The sequence below is a fragment of the Pseudomonas sp. 43A genome, assembly GCF_013363935.1.
GTDB lineage: Bacteria > Pseudomonadota > Gammaproteobacteria > Pseudomonadales > Pseudomonadaceae > Aquipseudomonas > Aquipseudomonas crudilactis.
The window spans coordinates 5,915,926-5,932,648 of sequence record NZ_CP054880.1; the positions used below are offsets into that span (position 1 = coordinate 5,915,926).

The 16,723-nt window shown below is 60.4% G+C and carries 17 protein-coding genes; 9 read left to right on the plus strand and 8 right to left on the minus strand.

All coding sequences use genetic code 11. From position 1 onward, the window contains the following. Nucleotides 1-2: 2 nt before the first annotated feature. From rimM to ffh, 3 genes are all read right to left on the minus strand, one after another. Nucleotides 3-539, minus strand: coding sequence for a ribosome maturation factor RimM (gene rimM, locus HUW52_RS26085; protein ID WP_016986372.1), 537 nt, complete (start codon nt 537-539; stop codon nt 3-5). 5 nt (nt 540-544) lie between these two features. Beyond that, nucleotides 545-796 carry a 30S ribosomal protein S16 gene (rpsP, locus tag HUW52_RS26090; protein WP_016986371.1) on the minus strand — a complete coding sequence of 84 codons (252 nt, stop codon included), beginning with the start codon at nt 794-796 and terminating at the stop codon, nt 545-547. A 249-nt stretch (nt 797-1,045) separates the two neighbouring features. Continuing rightward, on the minus strand, nt 1,046-2,422 hold the full coding sequence (gene ffh / locus HUW52_RS26095) for a signal recognition particle protein (RefSeq protein WP_007908988.1): 1,377 nt from the start codon (nt 2,420-2,422) through the stop codon (nt 1,046-1,048). Nucleotides 2,423-2,632: 210 nt separating this feature from the next. Between ffh and HUW52_RS26100 the strand changes: the two genes are divergently transcribed. The 3 genes from HUW52_RS26100 to HUW52_RS26110 all read left to right on the plus strand — a co-directional run bounded on the left by HUW52_RS26100 (nt 2,633) and on the right by HUW52_RS26110 (nt 6,245). After that, on the plus strand, nt 2,633-3,445 hold the full coding sequence (locus tag HUW52_RS26100; RefSeq protein ID WP_016986370.1) for an inner membrane protein YpjD: 813 nt from the start codon (nt 2,633-2,635) through the stop codon (nt 3,443-3,445). A 12-nt stretch (nt 3,446-3,457) separates the two neighbouring features. Further along, on the plus strand, nt 3,458-4,699 hold the full coding sequence (locus tag HUW52_RS26105; protein ID WP_175555259.1) for a transporter associated domain-containing protein: 1,242 nt from the start codon (nt 3,458-3,460) through the stop codon (nt 4,697-4,699). A 229-nt stretch (nt 4,700-4,928) separates the two neighbouring features. After that, nucleotides 4,929-6,245 carry an MFS transporter gene (locus HUW52_RS26110; protein ID WP_175555260.1) on the plus strand — a complete coding sequence of 439 codons (1,317 nt, stop codon included), beginning with the start codon at nt 4,929-4,931 and terminating at the stop codon, nt 6,243-6,245. A 119-nt stretch (nt 6,246-6,364) separates the two neighbouring features. On the opposite strand, the gene purT is transcribed toward HUW52_RS26110, so the two are convergent. The 5 genes from purT to HUW52_RS26135 all read right to left on the minus strand — a co-directional run bounded on the left by purT (nt 6,365) and on the right by HUW52_RS26135 (nt 9,724). Beyond that, nucleotides 6,365-7,546 carry a formate-dependent phosphoribosylglycinamide formyltransferase gene (purT, locus tag HUW52_RS26115; RefSeq protein ID WP_175555261.1) on the minus strand — a complete coding sequence of 394 codons (1,182 nt, stop codon included), beginning with the start codon at nt 7,544-7,546 and terminating at the stop codon, nt 6,365-6,367. Between the two features lie 100 nt (nt 7,547-7,646). Beyond that, nucleotides 7,647-8,114, minus strand: coding sequence for a VUT family protein (locus tag HUW52_RS26120; RefSeq protein ID WP_016986366.1), 468 nt, complete (start codon nt 8,112-8,114; stop codon nt 7,647-7,649). A 229-nt stretch (nt 8,115-8,343) separates the two neighbouring features. Further along, the gene (locus HUW52_RS26125; protein WP_016986365.1) at nt 8,344-8,556 is read right to left on the minus strand and encodes a DUF1289 domain-containing protein; all 213 of its coding nucleotides are present in this window, start codon (nt 8,554-8,556) and stop codon (nt 8,344-8,346) included. Then, nucleotides 8,553-9,077, minus strand: coding sequence for a gamma carbonic anhydrase family protein (locus HUW52_RS26130; protein ID WP_007954617.1), 525 nt, complete (start codon nt 9,075-9,077; stop codon nt 8,553-8,555). The genes HUW52_RS26125 and HUW52_RS26130 overlap by 4 nt, the downstream gene beginning before the upstream one ends. A 47-nt stretch (nt 9,078-9,124) precedes the next feature. After that, complete coding sequence (locus tag HUW52_RS26135) at nt 9,125-9,724, minus strand: CoA pyrophosphatase (RefSeq protein ID WP_016986364.1); 600 nt, start codon at nt 9,722-9,724, stop codon at nt 9,125-9,127. Nucleotides 9,725-9,871: 147 nt separating this feature from the next. On the opposite strand from HUW52_RS26135, the gene HUW52_RS26140 reads away from it, so the two are divergent. From HUW52_RS26140 to ptsP, 6 genes are all read left to right on the plus strand, one after another. Further along, the gene (locus tag HUW52_RS26140) at nt 9,872-10,423 is read left to right on the plus strand and encodes an NUDIX hydrolase (RefSeq protein ID WP_175555262.1); all 552 of its coding nucleotides are present in this window, start codon (nt 9,872-9,874) and stop codon (nt 10,421-10,423) included. Nucleotides 10,424-10,510: 87 nt separating this feature from the next. After that, nucleotides 10,511-11,026, plus strand: coding sequence for a murein L,D-transpeptidase family protein (locus HUW52_RS26145; RefSeq protein WP_016986362.1), 516 nt, complete (start codon nt 10,511-10,513; stop codon nt 11,024-11,026). Nucleotides 11,027-11,309: 283 nt separating this feature from the next. After that, a complete protein-coding gene (locus HUW52_RS26150) occupies nt 11,310-12,041 on the plus strand; it encodes a GntR family transcriptional regulator (RefSeq protein ID WP_371929227.1) in 732 nt (243 codons plus the stop codon). Nucleotides 12,042-12,064: 23 nt separating this feature from the next. Further along, nucleotides 12,065-13,171: an N-acetylglucosamine-6-phosphate deacetylase gene (nagA, locus tag HUW52_RS26155; RefSeq protein ID WP_175555264.1), complete on the plus strand. Its 1,107-nt coding sequence runs from the start codon at nt 12,065-12,067 to the stop codon at nt 13,169-13,171. Then, nucleotides 13,152-14,174: an SIS domain-containing protein gene (locus HUW52_RS26160; RefSeq protein WP_175555265.1), complete on the plus strand. Its 1,023-nt coding sequence runs from the start codon at nt 13,152-13,154 to the stop codon at nt 14,172-14,174. Before nagA ends, HUW52_RS26160 begins: the two co-directional genes overlap by 20 nt. A 34-nt stretch (nt 14,175-14,208) precedes the next feature. Beyond that, nucleotides 14,209-16,722: a phosphoenolpyruvate--protein phosphotransferase gene (gene ptsP / locus HUW52_RS26165; RefSeq protein WP_175555266.1), complete on the plus strand. Its 2,514-nt coding sequence runs from the start codon at nt 14,209-14,211 to the stop codon at nt 16,720-16,722. Nucleotide 16,723: the final 1 nt, after the last annotated feature.

The window sequence follows — 16,723 nt, forward strand, 5'->3', positions numbered from 1 at the left end:
GCTTAGAAGTCCGCGTCCCAATCCACCTTCATCTCGCCCGCTGCCAGGTCGATGGCCAACACGCATTGCTCCGTATAGGGCAACAGGCGTTCGCGATCATCCAGGCTGCCAGCGCAAGGCTTGACGACCATTACATCATTGGCGCCGGTTTCCAGAAGATGATCGATTTTCCCGAGCAATTGCCCAAGGGTGTCGATAACCTTCAGACCTTCCAGCTGGTACCAGTAGTACTCACCGTCGGTCAATTCAGCGAACAGATTGCGCGGCACGCAGATCTCATAACCGGCCAGAAGACGAGCTTCTTCACGATCATCAAGACCCTTGAGCTTCGCGACCAGGAACTTGTCGTTCCCGCGTCCACTGACCAGCTCGACCTGTTTCACATTGCCTTCGCGCTTGAGCGTCCAGGTTTTGTACTGCAACAGGTTTTCAGTCGGATCAGTAAAGGAATAAACCTTCACTTCGCCGCGAACGCCATGAACAGAATAAATTTTGCCAATAACGATCAAATCATCGGCAACAGCAGGCGTCGCGTTCATATTGCTCAGGCCGCAGCCTTGGCAGATTCCTTCAACAACTGAGCAACGCGCTCAGAAGGTTGTGCACCAACGCTCAGCCAGTAGGCTACGCGCTCTTGGTTCACGGACAGACGGGTTTCCTGACCACGGGCAACAGGGTTGAAGAAGCCAACCTGTTCTTTGTGGGAGCCGTCACGCGGGTTACGCGAGTCGGTTACGGTCAGGTGGTAAAACGGGCGCTTTTTGGAGCCGCCAAGGGCAAGACGGATTGTTAGCATGTGAACATCGTTCCTGTAGTCGGTGCTGCAAATCTAAATGCACAGCGGGCATGGGTGCCCGAAAGGCCGCATATTCTAAGGAATATCCGGACTTTTGCAAATGACTTTTTCCGGCGCCTATGGCATGCCGTGCAGATTTGCATAGAGAGCCGTCGATGAAAACGGCCAGTCAGCTCCCGCCGAGTGCGGGTTTGCTGTTGATCCCGCGTCCTTGCGGGGCCTGCGCCGGTGCGACGACCGGCGAGATCTTTACATTTTCGGCATGCCGCCGCCGGGCAACATTCCGCCCATGCCGCGCATCATTTTCGCCATTCCGCCCTTGGCGGAGAATTTCTTCATCATCTTCTGCATCTGCTTGTGCTGCTTGATCAAGCGACCGATGTCCTGCACCTGGGTGCCGGAACCCATGGCGATCCGGCGCTTGCGCGAACCGCTGATCAGCTCAGGGTCGCGGCGCTCGGCCGGGGTCATGGAATTGATGATGGCTTCCATCTGTTTGAATTGCTTCTCTGCGGCGTTCTGGGCATTGCCCATCTGCGACAGGTTGACGCCGCCGATGCTCGGCAGTTTGTCCATGAGCCCGCCTAGGCCGCCCATGTTCTTCATTTGTTGCAGCTGATCGCGGAAGTCTTCGAGGTCGAAGCCCTTACCCTTCTTCAGCTTCTTGGCCAGTTTATCGGCCTTGTCCTTATCAAGGGTCGCTTCGGCCTGTTCGATCAGGCTGAGCACGTCGCCCATGCCGAGAATGCGCGAGGCGATACGCTCAGGGTGGAACGGATCGAGCGCTTCGCTCTTCTCGCCCATACCGATGAACTTGATCGGCTTGCCGGTGATGGCGCGTACCGACAGGGCGGCACCGCCACGGGCGTCGCCGTCGACCTTGGTCAGGATCACACCGGTCAGCGGCAGTGCATCACCGAAGGCCTTGGCCGTATTGGCCGCGTCCTGACCGGTCATGGCATCGACCACAAACAGGGTTTCGACCGGATTGATCGCGGCGTGCAGCGCCTTGATCTCGCCCATCATCTCTTCGTCGATGTGCAGACGACCGGCGGTGTCGACGATGACCACGTCGATGAATTTCAGTTTTGCTTCTTTAATAGCTGCGGTGGCGATGTCCACCGGTTTCTGGCTCAGATCGGACGGAAAGAACGTCACGCCGATGTCATTGGCCAGGGTTTCCAGCTGTTTAATAGCAGCAGGACGGTAAACGTCCGCCGACACGACCATGACCGACTTCTTCTTGCGCTCTTTAAGGAAGCGCGCCAGTTTGCCGGCGGTGGTGGTTTTACCGGCGCCCTGCAGACCGGCCATCAGAATAACGGCGGGCGGCACAGCGCTCAGGTTCAAATCTTCGTTGGCCGCGCCCATCAGGCTTTCGAGTTCGGCCTGGACGATCTTAACGAACGCCTGGCCCGGCGTCAGGCTGCGCGACACCTCGGTGCCGACAGCGCGCTCCTTGACCGAATTGACGAAGTCCTTGACCACCGGCAGGGCGACGTCAGCTTCGAGCAACGCCATGCGCACTTCACGCAGGGTGTCTTTGATATTGTCCTCGGTCAGCTTGGCCTTGCCGGTGACATGGCGCAGCGTCTGCGAGAGACGGTCGGTTAAGTTTTCAAACATTGCGCGATCCTTTCAGGCCCTGTGTAGACCGGGATAATGGCGGCCCAGACCGGAATCAACATGTGCTCGGCGAGCCTGCGGCGTGGGCAGGTCGCGGATTATAGCGAAGACTGCGGCTGGCGGACACCTCGCTGTCAGCTTCCTGAGTCTTTCGTGCGATGGCGGTTCTATGCCAAACTCAGCCCCTTTCGGGCCTGCCTAACAGGATTTATGCTCCCCTTGTCACCCAGTTTATTGACCACCCTCGCCGCCGCCCTTCTGTACGCCGCTGCGACCCTTTATCAGAGCACCCGCCTGGCCACCGGCGCCAAGGCGAACAAGCGCCTGCTGGTTGCCCTCGGCGTCTTCGCCGTGCTGGCCCACGGCGCCAGCCTGCTCACTCACTTGCTGACCCCGATCGGTCTGGGCCTGGACTTCTTCAGTGCGTCCAGCCTGATCGCCGCAGCGGTGATCGCCCTGACGCTGATCGCCTGCTCGCGCATTCCGGTGGAAAACCTGCTGGTGCTGCTGTTCCCGCTGGGCGCGGTCACCGTGCTGCTGGCGCAGTTCGCGCCGACCGGCACGGTGCAGATCATCGATGAAGAGCCAGGCATCCTCGCGCACATTCTGTTGTCGATCCTCGCCTACGGCATGTTCACCATCGCAGTGTTCCAGGCCTTGCTGCTGCTGGTGCAAGACCACCAGCTCAAGCACAAGCATCCGTCCGGGCTGATCAAAAACTTCCCGCCGCTGCAAACCATGGAAAGCCTGCTGTTCGGTTTCCTCTGGGCCGGCTGGACGCTGCTGTCGCTGTCGTTGATTTCCGGCTGGCTGTTCGTCGAGAACCTGTTCGCCCAGCATCTGGTGCACAAGACCCTGCTGGCGTGCCTGGCCTGGATCGTCTTCAGCGTACTGCTGTGGGGCCGTAATCGCCTCGGCTGGCGCGGTCACAAGGCGATTCGCTGGACCCTCGCCGGTTTCTGCCTGCTGATGTTGGCGTACTTCGGCAGCAAACTGGTTCGTGAATACATCCTGCACATCTGACGGGCGGCATAAATGGACGCTTTGCCCATAGGGCCGATGCTCGCGGTTTTTGTCCTGCTGATTTTATGGTCGGGGCTGTTTACCGCCGTCGAAATCGCGCAACAGCACCTGCTCGCGCAACGCACCGCCTCGCGCGCCAGCGATAAACCGCTGGCGAAGCTGAGCTTTCCGCTCGATAGCCTGATCCTCTGCAATACCCTGTGCCGCGCGCTCGCGGTCGTCATCGCGACGTTGCTGGCAATTTTCCTTTGCGAAGAAAATGGCCCGTGGGCTGCGTGCCTCGGTGCCGGGGCAATCCTGCTGGTGTTTGCCGATTACTTCCCGCGTACCGTCGCTCAACGTTATCCCGACGCGGTGCTGGCGTTCGGCAATACCTTGCTGGCGGTGCCGCTGAAGATTGTTTATCCGTTTGCCTGGTTGTTCAGCCGCATCAGTGGCCTGCTGATGCGGCCGTTTGTGCGCAAGGTTCAAGTCGTACAGCAAAGCGAAGATGACTCACCTGCTGACCGTTACGACGATCCGGAGCACCCGGTTCACGCACACCCGGTTTCGGGGATTCATGCGTTGGACAACATTACGGTCAATGACATTCTGGTGCCGCGCAGTGACGTCGACGGCATCAACCTCGACGATTCGATCGACGAGATCATCGAACAGCTGCGTCACAACAAGCGCACGCGCCTGCCGGTGTTCCACAGCGACATCAACCAGGTTGAAGCAGTGCTCAACACCCGGCAGATCCGACATTTGCTGAACAATGGCGATCTGACCCGCGAGGCGCTGCTAGCGGCCAGTTACGAGCCTTACTTCGTGCCGGAAAGCACACCGCTGCAACTGCAACTGCTGAATTTCCACAAGCAGCAACGGCGCCTCGGCATGGTGGTCGACGAATACGGCGAAGTGCTCGGTATCGTCACGCTGGAAGACATTCTCGAAGAAATCGTTGGCGAATTCGAAAGCGAGCACAGCATCGATAATCCGCACATTCATCCGCAATCTGATGGCCGCATGGTGATTGACGGTGCCGCGTCGATCCGCGAGCTGAACAAGTGCCTGGGCTGGCATTTGCCGAGCGACGGACCAAAGACCCTCAATGGTCTGGTCACTGAGGCGCTGGAAACCATTCCGGAAAGCGCGGTTTGCCTGAAGATCGGGCGTTATCGGCTGGAGATTCTCGAGACTGAGGAGAACCGGGTGAGCAAGGTGTTGATCTGGCATACCTCTTCTGTGCCCGCTGTGGTGCCTACTCGATAGACGATCTTTTGCTCTTGTTTGATTGTTAGCCCCCTTCCTATAATCGAGACGCTTACCCAAGCGCCGCCGAACCTCGTGCTTACCCCGCACCCGACAGGCTTCGGCTATTTCCGCTGTACTCCGGAGACTGTTCCTACCTGAAGCAGCGACCGTGCCTCATCCCACATCCCTGGGTGTTCGACCATAATAATTCGCTCCAACGGAGCTCATGACTGTCAGGGATCACCGCATGACAACCAGTACCGCTATCAGCGACACCACCCCTGCCCAACCGACCAACTCCGCGACCCGCGTTGCCACGGCGAGCTTTATCGGCACCGCGATCGAGTTCTACGACTTCTATGTTTACGCCACCGCGGCTGCGCTGGTGATCGGGCCGGTGTTTTTCCCGCAGACCTCCGGCACCGCGCAGATGCTCTCGGCATTTCTGACCTTCGGCATTGCCTTCCTCGCCCGACCATTGGGATCGGCGCTGTTCGGCCACTTTGGTGACCGCATCGGACGCAAGTCGACGCTAGTCGCCTCGTTGCTGTTGATGGGCGTGTGCACGACGCTGATCGGCGTGCTGCCGGGTTATGCCAGCATTGGCGCCTGGGCACCGATCCTGCTGTGTGTGCTGCGTTTCGGCCAAGGTTTGGGATTGGGTGGTGAATGGGGCGGTGCCGCCCTGCTCGCAACGGAAAACGCGCCAAAAGGCAAACGTGCCTGGTTTGGCATGTTCCCGCAGCTCGGCCCTTCGATTGGCTTTCTCGCCGCCAACGGTTTGTTTCTGACCCTGGCCATGACGCTCACTGACGAGCAGTTCCGCAGCTGGGGCTGGCGGATTCCGTTCCTGCTCAGCGCAGCGCTGGTGATGGTTGGCCTGTACGTGCGCCTGAAACTTCATGAAACCCCGGTGTTCGCCAACGCCATCGCTCGTCAGGAGCGTGTAAAAGTGCCGCTGGTCGAACTGTTCAGCCAGTATTGGGCACCAACCTTGTTGGGCGCGGCGGCAATGGTGGTCTGCTATGCGCTGTTCTATATCTCGACGGTGTTTTCCCTGAGTTACGGGGTTTCCACACTCGGTTATAGCCGTGAAACGTTCCTTGGGTTGCTGTGTTTCGCGGTGCTGTTCATGGCCGCAGCTACGCCATTATCCGCGTGGGCCAGCGACCGTTACGGGCGCAAACCGGTGCTGATCATCGGTGGCGTGCTGGCGATTCTGTCCGGGTTCCTGATGGAGCCGTTGCTGACTCAGGGTTCGACCTGGGGCGTGGCGCTGTTTCTGTGCATCGAGCTGTTCTTGATGGGCGTGACGTTTGCACCGATGGGCGCACTGTTACCTGAACTGTTCCCGACCCACGTGCGTTATACCGGTGCTTCGGCGGCGTATAACCTGGGCGGCATTGTCGGGGCCTCGGCGGCGCCGTTCTTTGCGCAGAAACTGGTAGCGATGGGTGGTTTGAGTTATGTCGGCGGGTATGTGTCGGCGGCGGCGGTGCTGAGTTTGATTGCGGTGCTGTGCCTGAAGGAAACGCGGGATAACGATCTGAATCGGGTTGCCTGACAGAAAATCAATAGCTTCGCGAGCAGGCTCGCTCCCACAGGTTTTTTGGTTGGTCACAGATTCTGTGTTCACCCAATCCCATGTGGGAGCGAGCCTGCTCGCGAATGTCGCGACTCGGTTTACAGTTCTACGACAACAACCTGAGCAGCACGGGACGCCTTGGCACGAGCAGCCTCGATCGACTCATCCCGCGCCAGCGCCACGCCCATGCGGCGCTGACCATTCACTTCCGGCTTGCCGAACAGACGCAACGCCGTGTCCGGCTCGCTCAACGCAGCCCCCAGATTGGCAAACGCGGTCTGGGTCGACTGCCCTTCCACCAGAATCACCGCCGAAGCCGACGGCCCGAACTGACGGATCAGCGGCACTGGCAAGCCCAGAATCGCGCGGGCGTGCAGGGCGAATTGCGACAGGTCCTGCGAAATCAAAGTAACCAGACCAGTGTCATGCGGACGCGGCGAAACTTCGCTGAACCACACCTGATCACCCTTGATGAACAGCTCAACACCGAACAAGCCACGACCGCCCAGCGCTTCTGTCACCGCTTTGGCAACGCGCTCGGACTCAGCCAGGGCAATCGGGCTCATGGCTTGTGGCTGCCACGATTCCTGATAGTCGCCCTTCTCCTGACGGTGGCCGACCGGCGCGCAGAAAGTGGTGCCGCCGATGTGGCGCACGGTCAGCAGGGTGATTTCGTAGTCGAAATCGATAAAGCCTTCGATGATCACCCGACCTTTGCCGGCGCGACCGCCCTCCTGCGCGTAATCCCAGGCTTTCTGCACGTCATCGACGCTGCGCAGCAGGCTCTGACCTTTACCCGACGAACTCATCACCGGTTTGACGACGCAGGGGAAGCCCAGGTCCTCAACGGCCTTGCTGTAGTCCTCGAAGGTGTCGGCAAAGTGGTACGGCGAGGTCGGCAGGTCCAGCTCTTCGGCGGCCAGACGACGGATGCCTTCGCGGTTCATGGTCAGTTGCGCAGCGCGCGCGGTCGGGATCACGGTGAAGCCTTCGGCTTCCAGTTCGACCAGGGTGGCGGTGGCGATGGCTTCGATTTCCGGCACGATGAAGTGCGGCTTCTCGGCTTCGATCACCGCGCGCAAAGCGGCGCCGTCGAGCATGTTGATCACGTGGCTGCGATGCGCAACTTGCATGGCCGGCGCGTTGGCGTAACGGTCAACGGCGATCACTTCAACGCCCAGGCGTTGCAGCTCGATCACCACTTCCTTGCCCAACTCACCACAGCCACACAGCAATACGCGGGTCGCGGTTGGCGACAATGGAGTTCCGATACGGGTCATCTCAGGTCCTCAAAGAAGCGGATCATCGAGGAAAGCAACGCCAAACGCGCTTTCCATGGGGAGAAAGCGCGGCATTTTACATGAACCTGAGGGTTTGGCTTCAGCCGGCGACGGCCTGTTTGCGCTCACGCCAGGCCATGATCAGCCAGACGGCAGTAACGCCGGCAAATTTCGAGGCCAGTGCAGTGATGATCACCGGCGGCGTCAGCAAGTCGATCATGCCGAAGAAGATGAAGGTATCGAGAGGAATGCTCAGCGCCGAACTGATCCACAAGCGGTCGCGCAACGGGCGCTTGGTGATGCTGAACACCAGCCAGTCGATGCACTCGGAGACCGCGAACGCCGTGGCACTGGCCAAGGCAATGGAAGGATCGGAGGTGACGTAAGACAGCACCAGCGCCGCCAGCATCGCCACGATCGCGCCGTGACCGAAGCGGGTTTGCACCATGTCGCGCAGCACGAAAACCAAGCCGCCCCAGGCCGACCAGATGATGTCCAGGTGTGGCGCGGTGGAGAAGGCGAAGTTGATCAGCACGACGCTGCTGATGTAGGCGATGAGGAAAATCATGGAGGCGACCTGGCAGATTGGCGCACAGATTACTGGACCCGCAGATCAAGAGCCACCCCCTCACCCCAACCCTCTCCCCCAAGGGGGGCGAGGGGGAAAGGGAGCAGATCGCGGGCTTTTCGAAACCTGAGTTCGGCTCAATATGTCAGGTCGGCGTATAGCGAAAGACACCTCGGTCAGTCCCCTCTCCCTCTGGGAGAGGGCTAGGGTGAGGGCATACTCATGCCGATCACGACTTCGACGACGGGATCATCCACACCAACCCACTCGCCTTCGCCCGCTCATGACACAACCCCAACACCACACGGCGCTCGTCATTGCTCATGCGGCCCCAACGGGTGATTTCCGCGACCGTACGCTGGCAGCCGGTGCAGATGTCAGCCTCATCCAGCGCACAAATATTCACGCACGGCGAGGCTACAGGTCTTTCGGGGTCAGTCATTCTTCCTGCTCAACCAGATCGCGGGCATACCGCTGCGAGTTATGCACATAGTGGGCGGCGCTGGCCTCAAGCATCTTCTTCTGCGGCTCGGTCAGCTCACGCACAACCTTGCCCGGCGAGCCCATCACCAGCGAACCATCGGGAATTTCCTTGCCTTCGCCGATCAGCGAGTTGGCGCCAATGATGCAGTTCTTGCCGATTTTCGCGCCGTTGAGAATGACCGCATTAATGCCGATCAGGCTGTAATCGCCGACGGTGCAACCATGCAGCATGGCATTGTGGCCAATGGTCACGCCGGTGCCGATGGTCAGCGGATAGCCCATGTCGGTGTGCATCACGGTGCCGTCCTGGACGTTGCTGTTCTTGCCGATCAGGATCAGTTCGTTGTCGCCACGCAGCACGGCGTTGAACCAGACGTTGGCGCCCTCTTCCAGTTTGACCTTGCCCACCAGCACGGCATTGGGGGCGACCCAGCTCTGTGGATGGGTCTCGACACGGGCGTCGCCCAAGCGGTATTTCATCTTGTTTCCCTCAGGGCTCACGGTGAATGACCGTTCGGACGACGGCTTCAGGTATTGATAAAGCTTTTCGGCGGTTGGTGCAGGCTGATTTTCGCGTCATAGAGCAAGTTGATCAACTCGACGATCATGATCGCCGTCAGGCCCCAGATTTTGTATTCGCCAAAGCGGTAGCTCGGCACGTACCAACTGCGGCCCTGATAGTCGATGCGGTGAGTGTGTTCACGAGGGTCTTTACGGAAGAACTCCAGCGGCACGCTGAAGACGGCAGCGATCTCGGCATCATTGGGCTGATACTCGACGAAATCGGGAATCACACCGACATAAGGCGTGACCCTGATGCCGTGCAGGGAAATCAGCGGGCTGAGCGGGCCGATGACTTCGACCAGGCCGGGCGGCAGGCCGATTTCCTCTTCGGCCTCACGCAGGGCGGTAAAGATCAGATCCGGGTCTTCCGGATCGCGGCGACCACCGGGAAACGCCACTTCGCCGCCGTGGGTCGAGAGCCCGCTGGCGCGCAGGGTCAACACCAGTTCCGGCTCGTCACTGCGGGTGATCGGCACCAGAACGGCGGCCTCGGGGAAACGTATGTCGGTCTCCAGCGTGCGCGGTGTGTGGTTGCTTACCCTATGCAGTAGCTCGTCCAGCATGAGTGTTCTCGATCTGTGCCTTACCCTGCATCATGCACCAATCATTGCAGCCACCCAAGCCCCCGAAACCCGTCGTGTCGCGAAACGACAACTTGCCGACCGGCACCGCTGCACGCCAAGATAGGCGCAGCATTCAGGAAGCCCAGCATGAATTTTTGCAGCCACTGCGGTAACCCGGTCACTCAGCGCATTCCCGAAGGCGATTCGCGGCTGCGATTTGTCTGTGACAGCTGTCAGACCATTCACTATCAAAACCCCAATATCGTTGCCGGCTGCGTGCCGACCTGGGGCACGAAAGTGTTGCTCTGCCGTCGCGCCATCGAGCCGCGCCTCGGTTACTGGACGCTGCCTGCCGGTTTCATGGAGAACGGCGAGACCATCGAGCAGGCCGCCGTGCGCGAGACCGCCGAGGAAGCCTGCGCCCGCGTGCGCAACCTGAGCATCTACACGCTGATCGATGTGCCGCACATCAGTCAGGTGCATGTGTTCTTCCGTGCCGAGCTGGTCGACCTGGATTTCGCTGCCGGTCCCGAGAGCCTGGAAGTGCAACTATTCGACGAAGCCGACATTCCCTGGGACGAGCTGGCTTTCCGCACAGTGGGACGTACCTTAGAATGCTTCTTCGCTGATCGGCGTATTGAGGTGTATCCGGTTCGTTCGGAATCGATTCCGCCGCTTGCTCAGCCTGCCATTACTTGATTTCGTCGCCGGCCAGCCGATAACCCGAGCACGTCTGCACAACACCTGTAAATCATGTATCTGCGTCATTCCTGGGGAATCGTTTCAATGCGCTGGTTGCTTGCCCTGTTCTGTCTGTCGTTCGTTTCCGCCTCCCAAGCGTCCTTCGTGACCACCGTGGCGCCTGCGAATAGCCCGCTTATCGAAAAAGTCCTGGTGCTCAAATCAGCTCATCAACTGCAGTTGATCGCCGATGGCAAGCCGCTGAAGACCTATCGCATCTCCTTGGGCAAGGGCGCGAAAAAAGGCCCGAAACTGATTGAAGGCGACAAACGCACGCCGGAAGGTTTCTATTGGATCGACTGGCGCAAGACCAGTGACAAATTCAATCTGTCGATGCACATTTCCTACCCGAACATCAGCGATTCGGCCCGCGCCCGGCGTGAAGGCGTCGAGCCCGGCGGGATGATCATGATCCACGGCACGCCGGATTCGGAAGAGACCCCGGAAGACCTGTTCCACACCCTCGACTGGACCGACGGCTGCGTCGCCATGCGCAACGTCGATATGCGCGAAGTGTGGAGCCTGGTGCCGGACGGCACAATGGTCGAAATCCGCCCTTAATCCTTGACCACTGGTCACCTGCAAAAAAATAAATCAAAAGATCGCAGCCTGCGGCAGTTCCTTCAGAGGTGATACCACTTCCAAATACAGGAGCTGCCGCAGGCTGCGATCTTTTTGTTTTTAATGCCAAGCCCTAATACCAATTCAAACCACACCCAGTAAAAACCACCATTCCATTGGGTCAAAGGCCATTTTTGTGCGTTGACATGGTATTCAAGTGGTATTAATTTCCGCCCCACAAGCGAGCTACAACAATCCTATACTCGCGACGGAAATGCCCTACATGAACGACCTCCACGCCCTACGTCCCGATGACTCCCAGCCGACGCCGCTGTACCTGCAACTGGCACGCAATCTGGAAGCGGCGATTCATGCCGGACAGTGGAAATCCGAGCAGGCGATGCCCTCGGAACGCAATCTCTGCGAGCAACTGGGCATTTCCCGAGTGACTGCGCGCAAGGCGCTGGAAGTCCTCCTCGATCAGGGGCTGATCCGTCGCCTGCAAGGTTCCGGGACCTTCATCACCCCACGCCTCGAACAACCGCTGTCGCGCCTCTCCGGATTCAGCGAGATGCTGCGTTTGAAGGGTTTCGTGCCTAGCTCGAAATGGCTAGAGCGCGAAATCACCCTGCCGACTCACGAAGAACTGATCCGCCTCAGCCTGTCGCCGAACGACAAGGTCGCGCGCATGAAGCGTCTGCGCAAAGCCGATGACACCGTTATGGCCATCGAAATGAGCACCCTGCCCGCCTCGATCATGCCCAAGCCACAGCTGGTCGGTGATTCGCTCTACGAATACCTCGACGGTATCGGCAAACCGATTGTCCGCGCCTTGCAACACATCCAGGCAATCAACGCCTCGGACGAGTTCGCCGCGCTGGTCGGCATCGCCCCCGGCACCGCGATGCTGCTGATGACCCGCGTCGGCTACCTCGAAGACAACACGCCGATCGAAGTCACCGACACCTATTGCCGCAACGACTACTACGACTTTGTTGCAGAGCTGCGCCGCTAAAACGGCCCAAAGCGAGAACCAAAATGTCCGAAGACAACATCCTCACCGCCAGCGGCTGGGTTCGCGGCCGGCTGATCCACGAACACGGCAAAGTCGTGTCGATCGAAGGCGTGCCTTGCGATCCGGCCGCCAATGACCTGCCGTATCTGCTGCCGGGCTTCATCGATCTGCACGTTCACGGCGGTGGCGGCAAAGACATCATGGAAGGCGCCAGCGCTTTCGAAACCATCACCAGAACCCACGTGCGTTTCGGCACCACCTCACTGCTGGCCACTACCATGACCGCGCCGAGTGCCGAGATCTCCAGCGTCTTGAAAGAAGTCGGGGAATTCTGCGAACAGCGTCCGCAAGGGGCCGCCCGCGTCCTCGGCGTACACCTCGAAGGCCCGTACATCAATCCCGGAAAACTCGGCGCGCAACCGAACTTCGCCCACACCGCGTTGATGGCCGAAGTCGAAGAATATCTGGCACTGGCGCCGATCCGGGTGATCACTATCGCCCCGGAAATCGCCGGCCACGACGGGTTGATCCGCGAACTGAGCAGCCGTGGCGTGCGCATGCAGATCGGCCACACCCTCGGCAGTTACGAGGAAGGCGTTGCTGCCCTCGATGCCGGCGCGACCAGTTTCACCCACCTCTACAACGCCATGAGCCCACTGCATCACCGCGAACCGGGCATCGTTGGCGCGGCACTGGCCCACGCCAAATTCGCCGAGCTGATTCCGGATCTGCTGCACGTGCATCCCGGCGCCATTCGCGTGGCTCTGCGCTCGATCCCGTGCCTGTATTGCGTGACCGACTCGACCGCTGCCGCCGGCATGCCCGACGGTGAATACAAGCTCGGCAGCCACACCGTGACCAAATGCCTCGGCGGCGTGCGCCTGCCCGACGGCACCTTGGCCGGCAGCACTCTGACCATGGATCAAGCCCTGCGCAATCTGGTGAAGATCGGTTTGCCGATCGCCGAGGCCTCGCAGCGCCTGTCGCAATTCCCCGCCGACTACCTCGGCATCAACGAACGCGGGCGCCTGCAACCGGGTGCCTGGGCCGACTGCGTGCGGCTGGATCGCTCACTCACACTGACCGCCGTCATGGTCGAAGGAGAAGACATTGACTTCAAAAATGCTTGAGGAGGCACTGTCCTCGTTCGAGGCCGTGCAAGCCCAACTGCAACAGCTCGACCCGCAAATGATCGAGATCGCCGGCCGCCTGCGCCGTCAGCCGCCGCAAGTGGCGATGACCGTCGCACGCGGCAGCTCCGACCACGCGGCGAGCTATTTTGCCTACCTGACCATGCAGCAACTGGGTGTGCCAGTGGCGTCGTTGCCGATGTCGGTGGTGACCATGCAGCAAGCGCCGTTGAAGGTCAGCGGTCAGGTCGCGTTCGCGTTTTCACAATCGGGGCAGAGCCCGGATCTGGTCAACAGCCTGCGTCTGTTGCGCAAGCGTGGCGCACTGAGTGTTTCGATGGTCAACGCCGCCGATTCGCCGCTGGAAGCGGCATGCGAGTTCAGCGTACCGCTGCTCGCCGGCACTGAAAGCAGCGTCGCCGCGACCAAGAGTTTTATCGCCACCCTCAGCGCCAGCGCCCGTTTGATTGCGCACTGGAAAGAGGACAGCGAATTGCTCGAGGCCGGCAATGCACTGCCTGAAGGCCTGCGCGAAGCGGCCAAACAGGACTGGAGCGTGGCCATCGAAGCGTTGCGCGATTGCCAGCGTTTGATGGTCATCGGCCGTGGCGCCGGTTTTGCCATCGCCCAGGAAGCGGCGCTGAAATTCAAGGAAACCTCGGCGATTCAGGCCGAAGCATTCAGCAGCGCCGAAGTGCGTCACGGCCCGATGGCGCTGATCGATGAACACTATCCATTGTTGGTGTTCGCTCCGCGCGGCGCCGAGCAGGCGGGTCTGTTGAGCCTGGCAGCAGAGATGCGCCAACGCGGCGCCCGTGTGTTGCTGGCCGCGCCGGATGATGTAAGCGAGCGCGACCTGACCCTGACCCGCGCCGAACACCCGGCCCTCGATCCGATTCTGGCGATCCAGAGTTTCTACGTGATGGCCGCCGGTTTGGCCGTGGCCCGTGGCATGGACCCGGATCAGCCGCGTCACCTGAGCAAAGTGACCCGTACACACTAAATCCGAATGACTGCACACCTGATGAGACCGAGCCATGCACAACAACAATAAAGAGCTGACCCTCAGCGCCCCGCTCAGCGGCCCGGTGCTCACGCTCGCCAAAGTCCCGGACGCGGTGTTCGCCAGCGGCGCGATGGGCGACGGCATTGCCATCGACCCGCTCAACGACACCCTGTACTCGCCGTGCGCCGGGGTGATCATTCACGTCGCCCGCACCGGGCACGCGCTGACGGTGCGGGCCGACAACGGCGCGGAGATCCTTCTGCATCTGGGCCTCGACACCGTTGAGTTGAACGGCGAAGGTTTCTCGATGCTGGTCAAGGAAGGGGCCCGCGTGACCAAGGGCCAGCCGTTGTTGCGCTACGACCTCGACAAGGTCGGCCAACAATGCAAAAGCCTCGTCAGCCTGTTGATTCTGACCAATAGCCAGGATTTTCAGGTGCGCCCGATCACGCTGAAAGCGGTGAAGGTTGGCGAGCCGTTATTGCACATTGTTGCGCGCAACAGCGTGGCGGCGAATGTCGCGGAAGTCGCCGGACCTGAGGTTTATGGTCATGTATTGGTCGCTCATCGCGGTGGTTTGCATGCGCGCCCGGCGGCATTGATTCGACAGACCGCACAAGGTTTCAACAGCCAGTCGCAACTGCACTTCGCCGGCAAATCGGCGCCGTGCAACAGCCTGATCGGTTTGATGGGATTGGCAGTTGGCGAACAGGATGAAGTGCAGGTCAGCTGTCAGGGGCCGGATGCCGAAGCGGCGTTGCAAGCGTTGCTCAAGGCGTTGGCCACCGCGCTGCCGGATGATCATCACGCTGCAGCGCCGGTCAATGTTGCCGCTATCAAACGTCCGGCCGAGGCTGGCGTTTTGCATGGTGTGTGCGCCGCGCCGGGACTGGTCGGTGGGCCGCTGTTTCGCTTGAACTCGATCAGTTTGCCGGTCGACGCGGGCAATCACGATCCCCTGCAACAACAGCAGGTGCTTGAAGCTGCACTGCGACAGGTCAGCAACGAAATCCAAGGCACGCTAGCTCAAGCGAAAAAGCACAAGAACGCCGATGAAGAAGCAATCTTCGCCGCGCATCTGGCGTTGCTTGAAGACCCGGCGCTGCTCGATGCGGCACAGCAATCCATCGAACAAGGCACTGCGGCGACTCACGCCTGGAGCCAGTCGATCGATGTGCAATGCGACGTGCTGCTACACACCGGCAGCGCGCTGTTGGCTGAACGCGCCAATGATCTGCGCGACCTCAAACAAAGGGTGTTGCGGGCATTGCTCGGCGAAGCATGGCATTACGACGTGCCGGCCGGCGCCATTGTTGCGGCTCACGAACTGACCCCATCGGATCTGCTGCAACTCAGCGCGCAAGGTGTTGCCGGTTTGTGCATGGCCGAAGGTGGCGCGACGTCGCATGTGGCGATTCTCGCTCGCGGCAAAGGTCTGCCGTGCATGGTGGCGTTGGGGTCAGCGCTGCTTGATCAGCCGCAAGGCCAAGCGGTGGTGCTCGATGCCGACAGTGGACGCCTCGAACTGACGCCAGATGCCGAACGCCTGGCTGAAGTTCAGCAGGCGCAACTCGACCGTCAGCAGCGCCGCGACGCACAGCAAGCCAAGGCTCACTTGCCAGCAGAAACCCGCAATGGCGTGACCATCGAAGTCGTCGCCAATGTCGCCTCCAGCGGTGAAGCGGCAGATGCCTTCACCAACGGCGCTGATGGCGTTGGTCTGCTGCGCACTGAGTTTTTATTCGTCGATCGGCAGACCGCGCCGGATGTCGAAGAACAGCGTGCGGCCTATCAAGGCGTACTGGATGCGATGGGCGATCAATCAGTGATCATCCGCACCATCGACGTCGGCGGCGACAAGCAACTCGATTACCTGCCGCTGCCGACCGAAGCCAACCCGGTGCTCGGCCTGCGCGGCATTCGTCTGGCTCAGGTCCGTCCGGAAATCCTCGATCAACAATTGCGCGCGCTGCTGCAAGTCAGCCCGCTGCGCCGTTGCCGGATCCTGCTGCCGATGGTCACCGAAGTCGACGAACTGCTGCACATTCGCCAACGCGTCGATGCCCTGTGCCTGGAGCTCGGTATCAGCCAGCGTCCAGAAATCGGCGTGATGATCGAAGTCCCCGCCGCCGCGCTGCAATCCGAACAACTCGCCGAACACGCTGACTTCCTCTCGATCGGCACCAACGACTTGTCGCAATACACCCTGGCCATGGATCGCGACCACGCCGGTCTGGCCGCCCGTGTCGACGCCTTGCACCCGGCGCTGTTGCGCCTGATCGCCATGACCTGCGAAGGCGCGGCGGTGCACAAACGCTGGGTCGGCGTCTGCGGCGCCCTCGCCTCCGATCCGTTGGCCACACCGGTGTTGATAGGTCTGGGCGTTACCGAACTGTCGGTCAGCCCGGTGCAAATCGGCGAAATCAAGGATCGCGTGCGGCAACTGCATGAAGCCGAATGCCAGCGCCTCAGCCGCGATCTGCTCAAGCTGAGCAGCGCCGCCGCCGTGCGTCACGCCTGCCATCAACACTGGCCTCTGCGCTAAT

Coding starts and splice junctions, on each gene's coding strand:
- HUW52_RS26145 (WP_016986362.1), top strand. CDS start 10,511: ATGCGCTGGTTGCTTGCCCTGTTCTGTCTGTCGTTCGTTTCCGCCTCC.
- HUW52_RS26135 (WP_016986364.1), bottom strand. CDS start 9,724: ATGCTGGACGAGCTACTGCATAGGGTAAGCAACCACACACCGCGCACG.
- HUW52_RS26130 (WP_007954617.1), bottom strand. CDS start 9,077: ATGAAATACCGCTTGGGCGACGCCCGTGTCGAGACCCATCCACAGAGC.
- HUW52_RS26105 (WP_175555259.1), top strand. CDS start 3,458: ATGGACGCTTTGCCCATAGGGCCGATGCTCGCGGTTTTTGTCCTGCTG.
- rpsP (WP_016986371.1), bottom strand. CDS start 796: ATGCTAACAATCCGTCTTGCCCTTGGCGGCTCCAAAAAGCGCCCGTTT.
- nagA (WP_175555264.1), top strand. CDS start 12,065: ATGTCCGAAGACAACATCCTCACCGCCAGCGGCTGGGTTCGCGGCCGG.
- purT (WP_175555261.1), bottom strand. CDS start 7,546: ATGACCCGTATCGGAACTCCATTGTCGCCAACCGCGACCCGCGTATTG.
- HUW52_RS26120 (WP_016986366.1), bottom strand. CDS start 8,114: ATGATTTTCCTCATCGCCTACATCAGCAGCGTCGTGCTGATCAACTTC.
- HUW52_RS26110 (WP_175555260.1), top strand. CDS start 4,929: ATGACAACCAGTACCGCTATCAGCGACACCACCCCTGCCCAACCGACC.
- ptsP (WP_175555266.1), top strand. CDS start 14,209: ATGCACAACAACAATAAAGAGCTGACCCTCAGCGCCCCGCTCAGCGGC.
- HUW52_RS26125 (WP_016986365.1), bottom strand. CDS start 8,556: ATGACTGACCCCGAAAGACCTGTAGCCTCGCCGTGCGTGAATATTTGT.
- ffh (WP_007908988.1), bottom strand. CDS start 2,422: ATGTTTGAAAACTTAACCGACCGTCTCTCGCAGACGCTGCGCCATGTC.
- HUW52_RS26150 (WP_371929227.1), top strand. CDS start 11,310: ATGAACGACCTCCACGCCCTACGTCCCGATGACTCCCAGCCGACGCCG.
- HUW52_RS26140 (WP_175555262.1), top strand. CDS start 9,872: ATGAATTTTTGCAGCCACTGCGGTAACCCGGTCACTCAGCGCATTCCC.
- HUW52_RS26100 (WP_016986370.1), top strand. CDS start 2,633: ATGCTCCCCTTGTCACCCAGTTTATTGACCACCCTCGCCGCCGCCCTT.
- rimM (WP_016986372.1), bottom strand. CDS start 539: ATGAACGCGACGCCTGCTGTTGCCGATGATTTGATCGTTATTGGCAAA.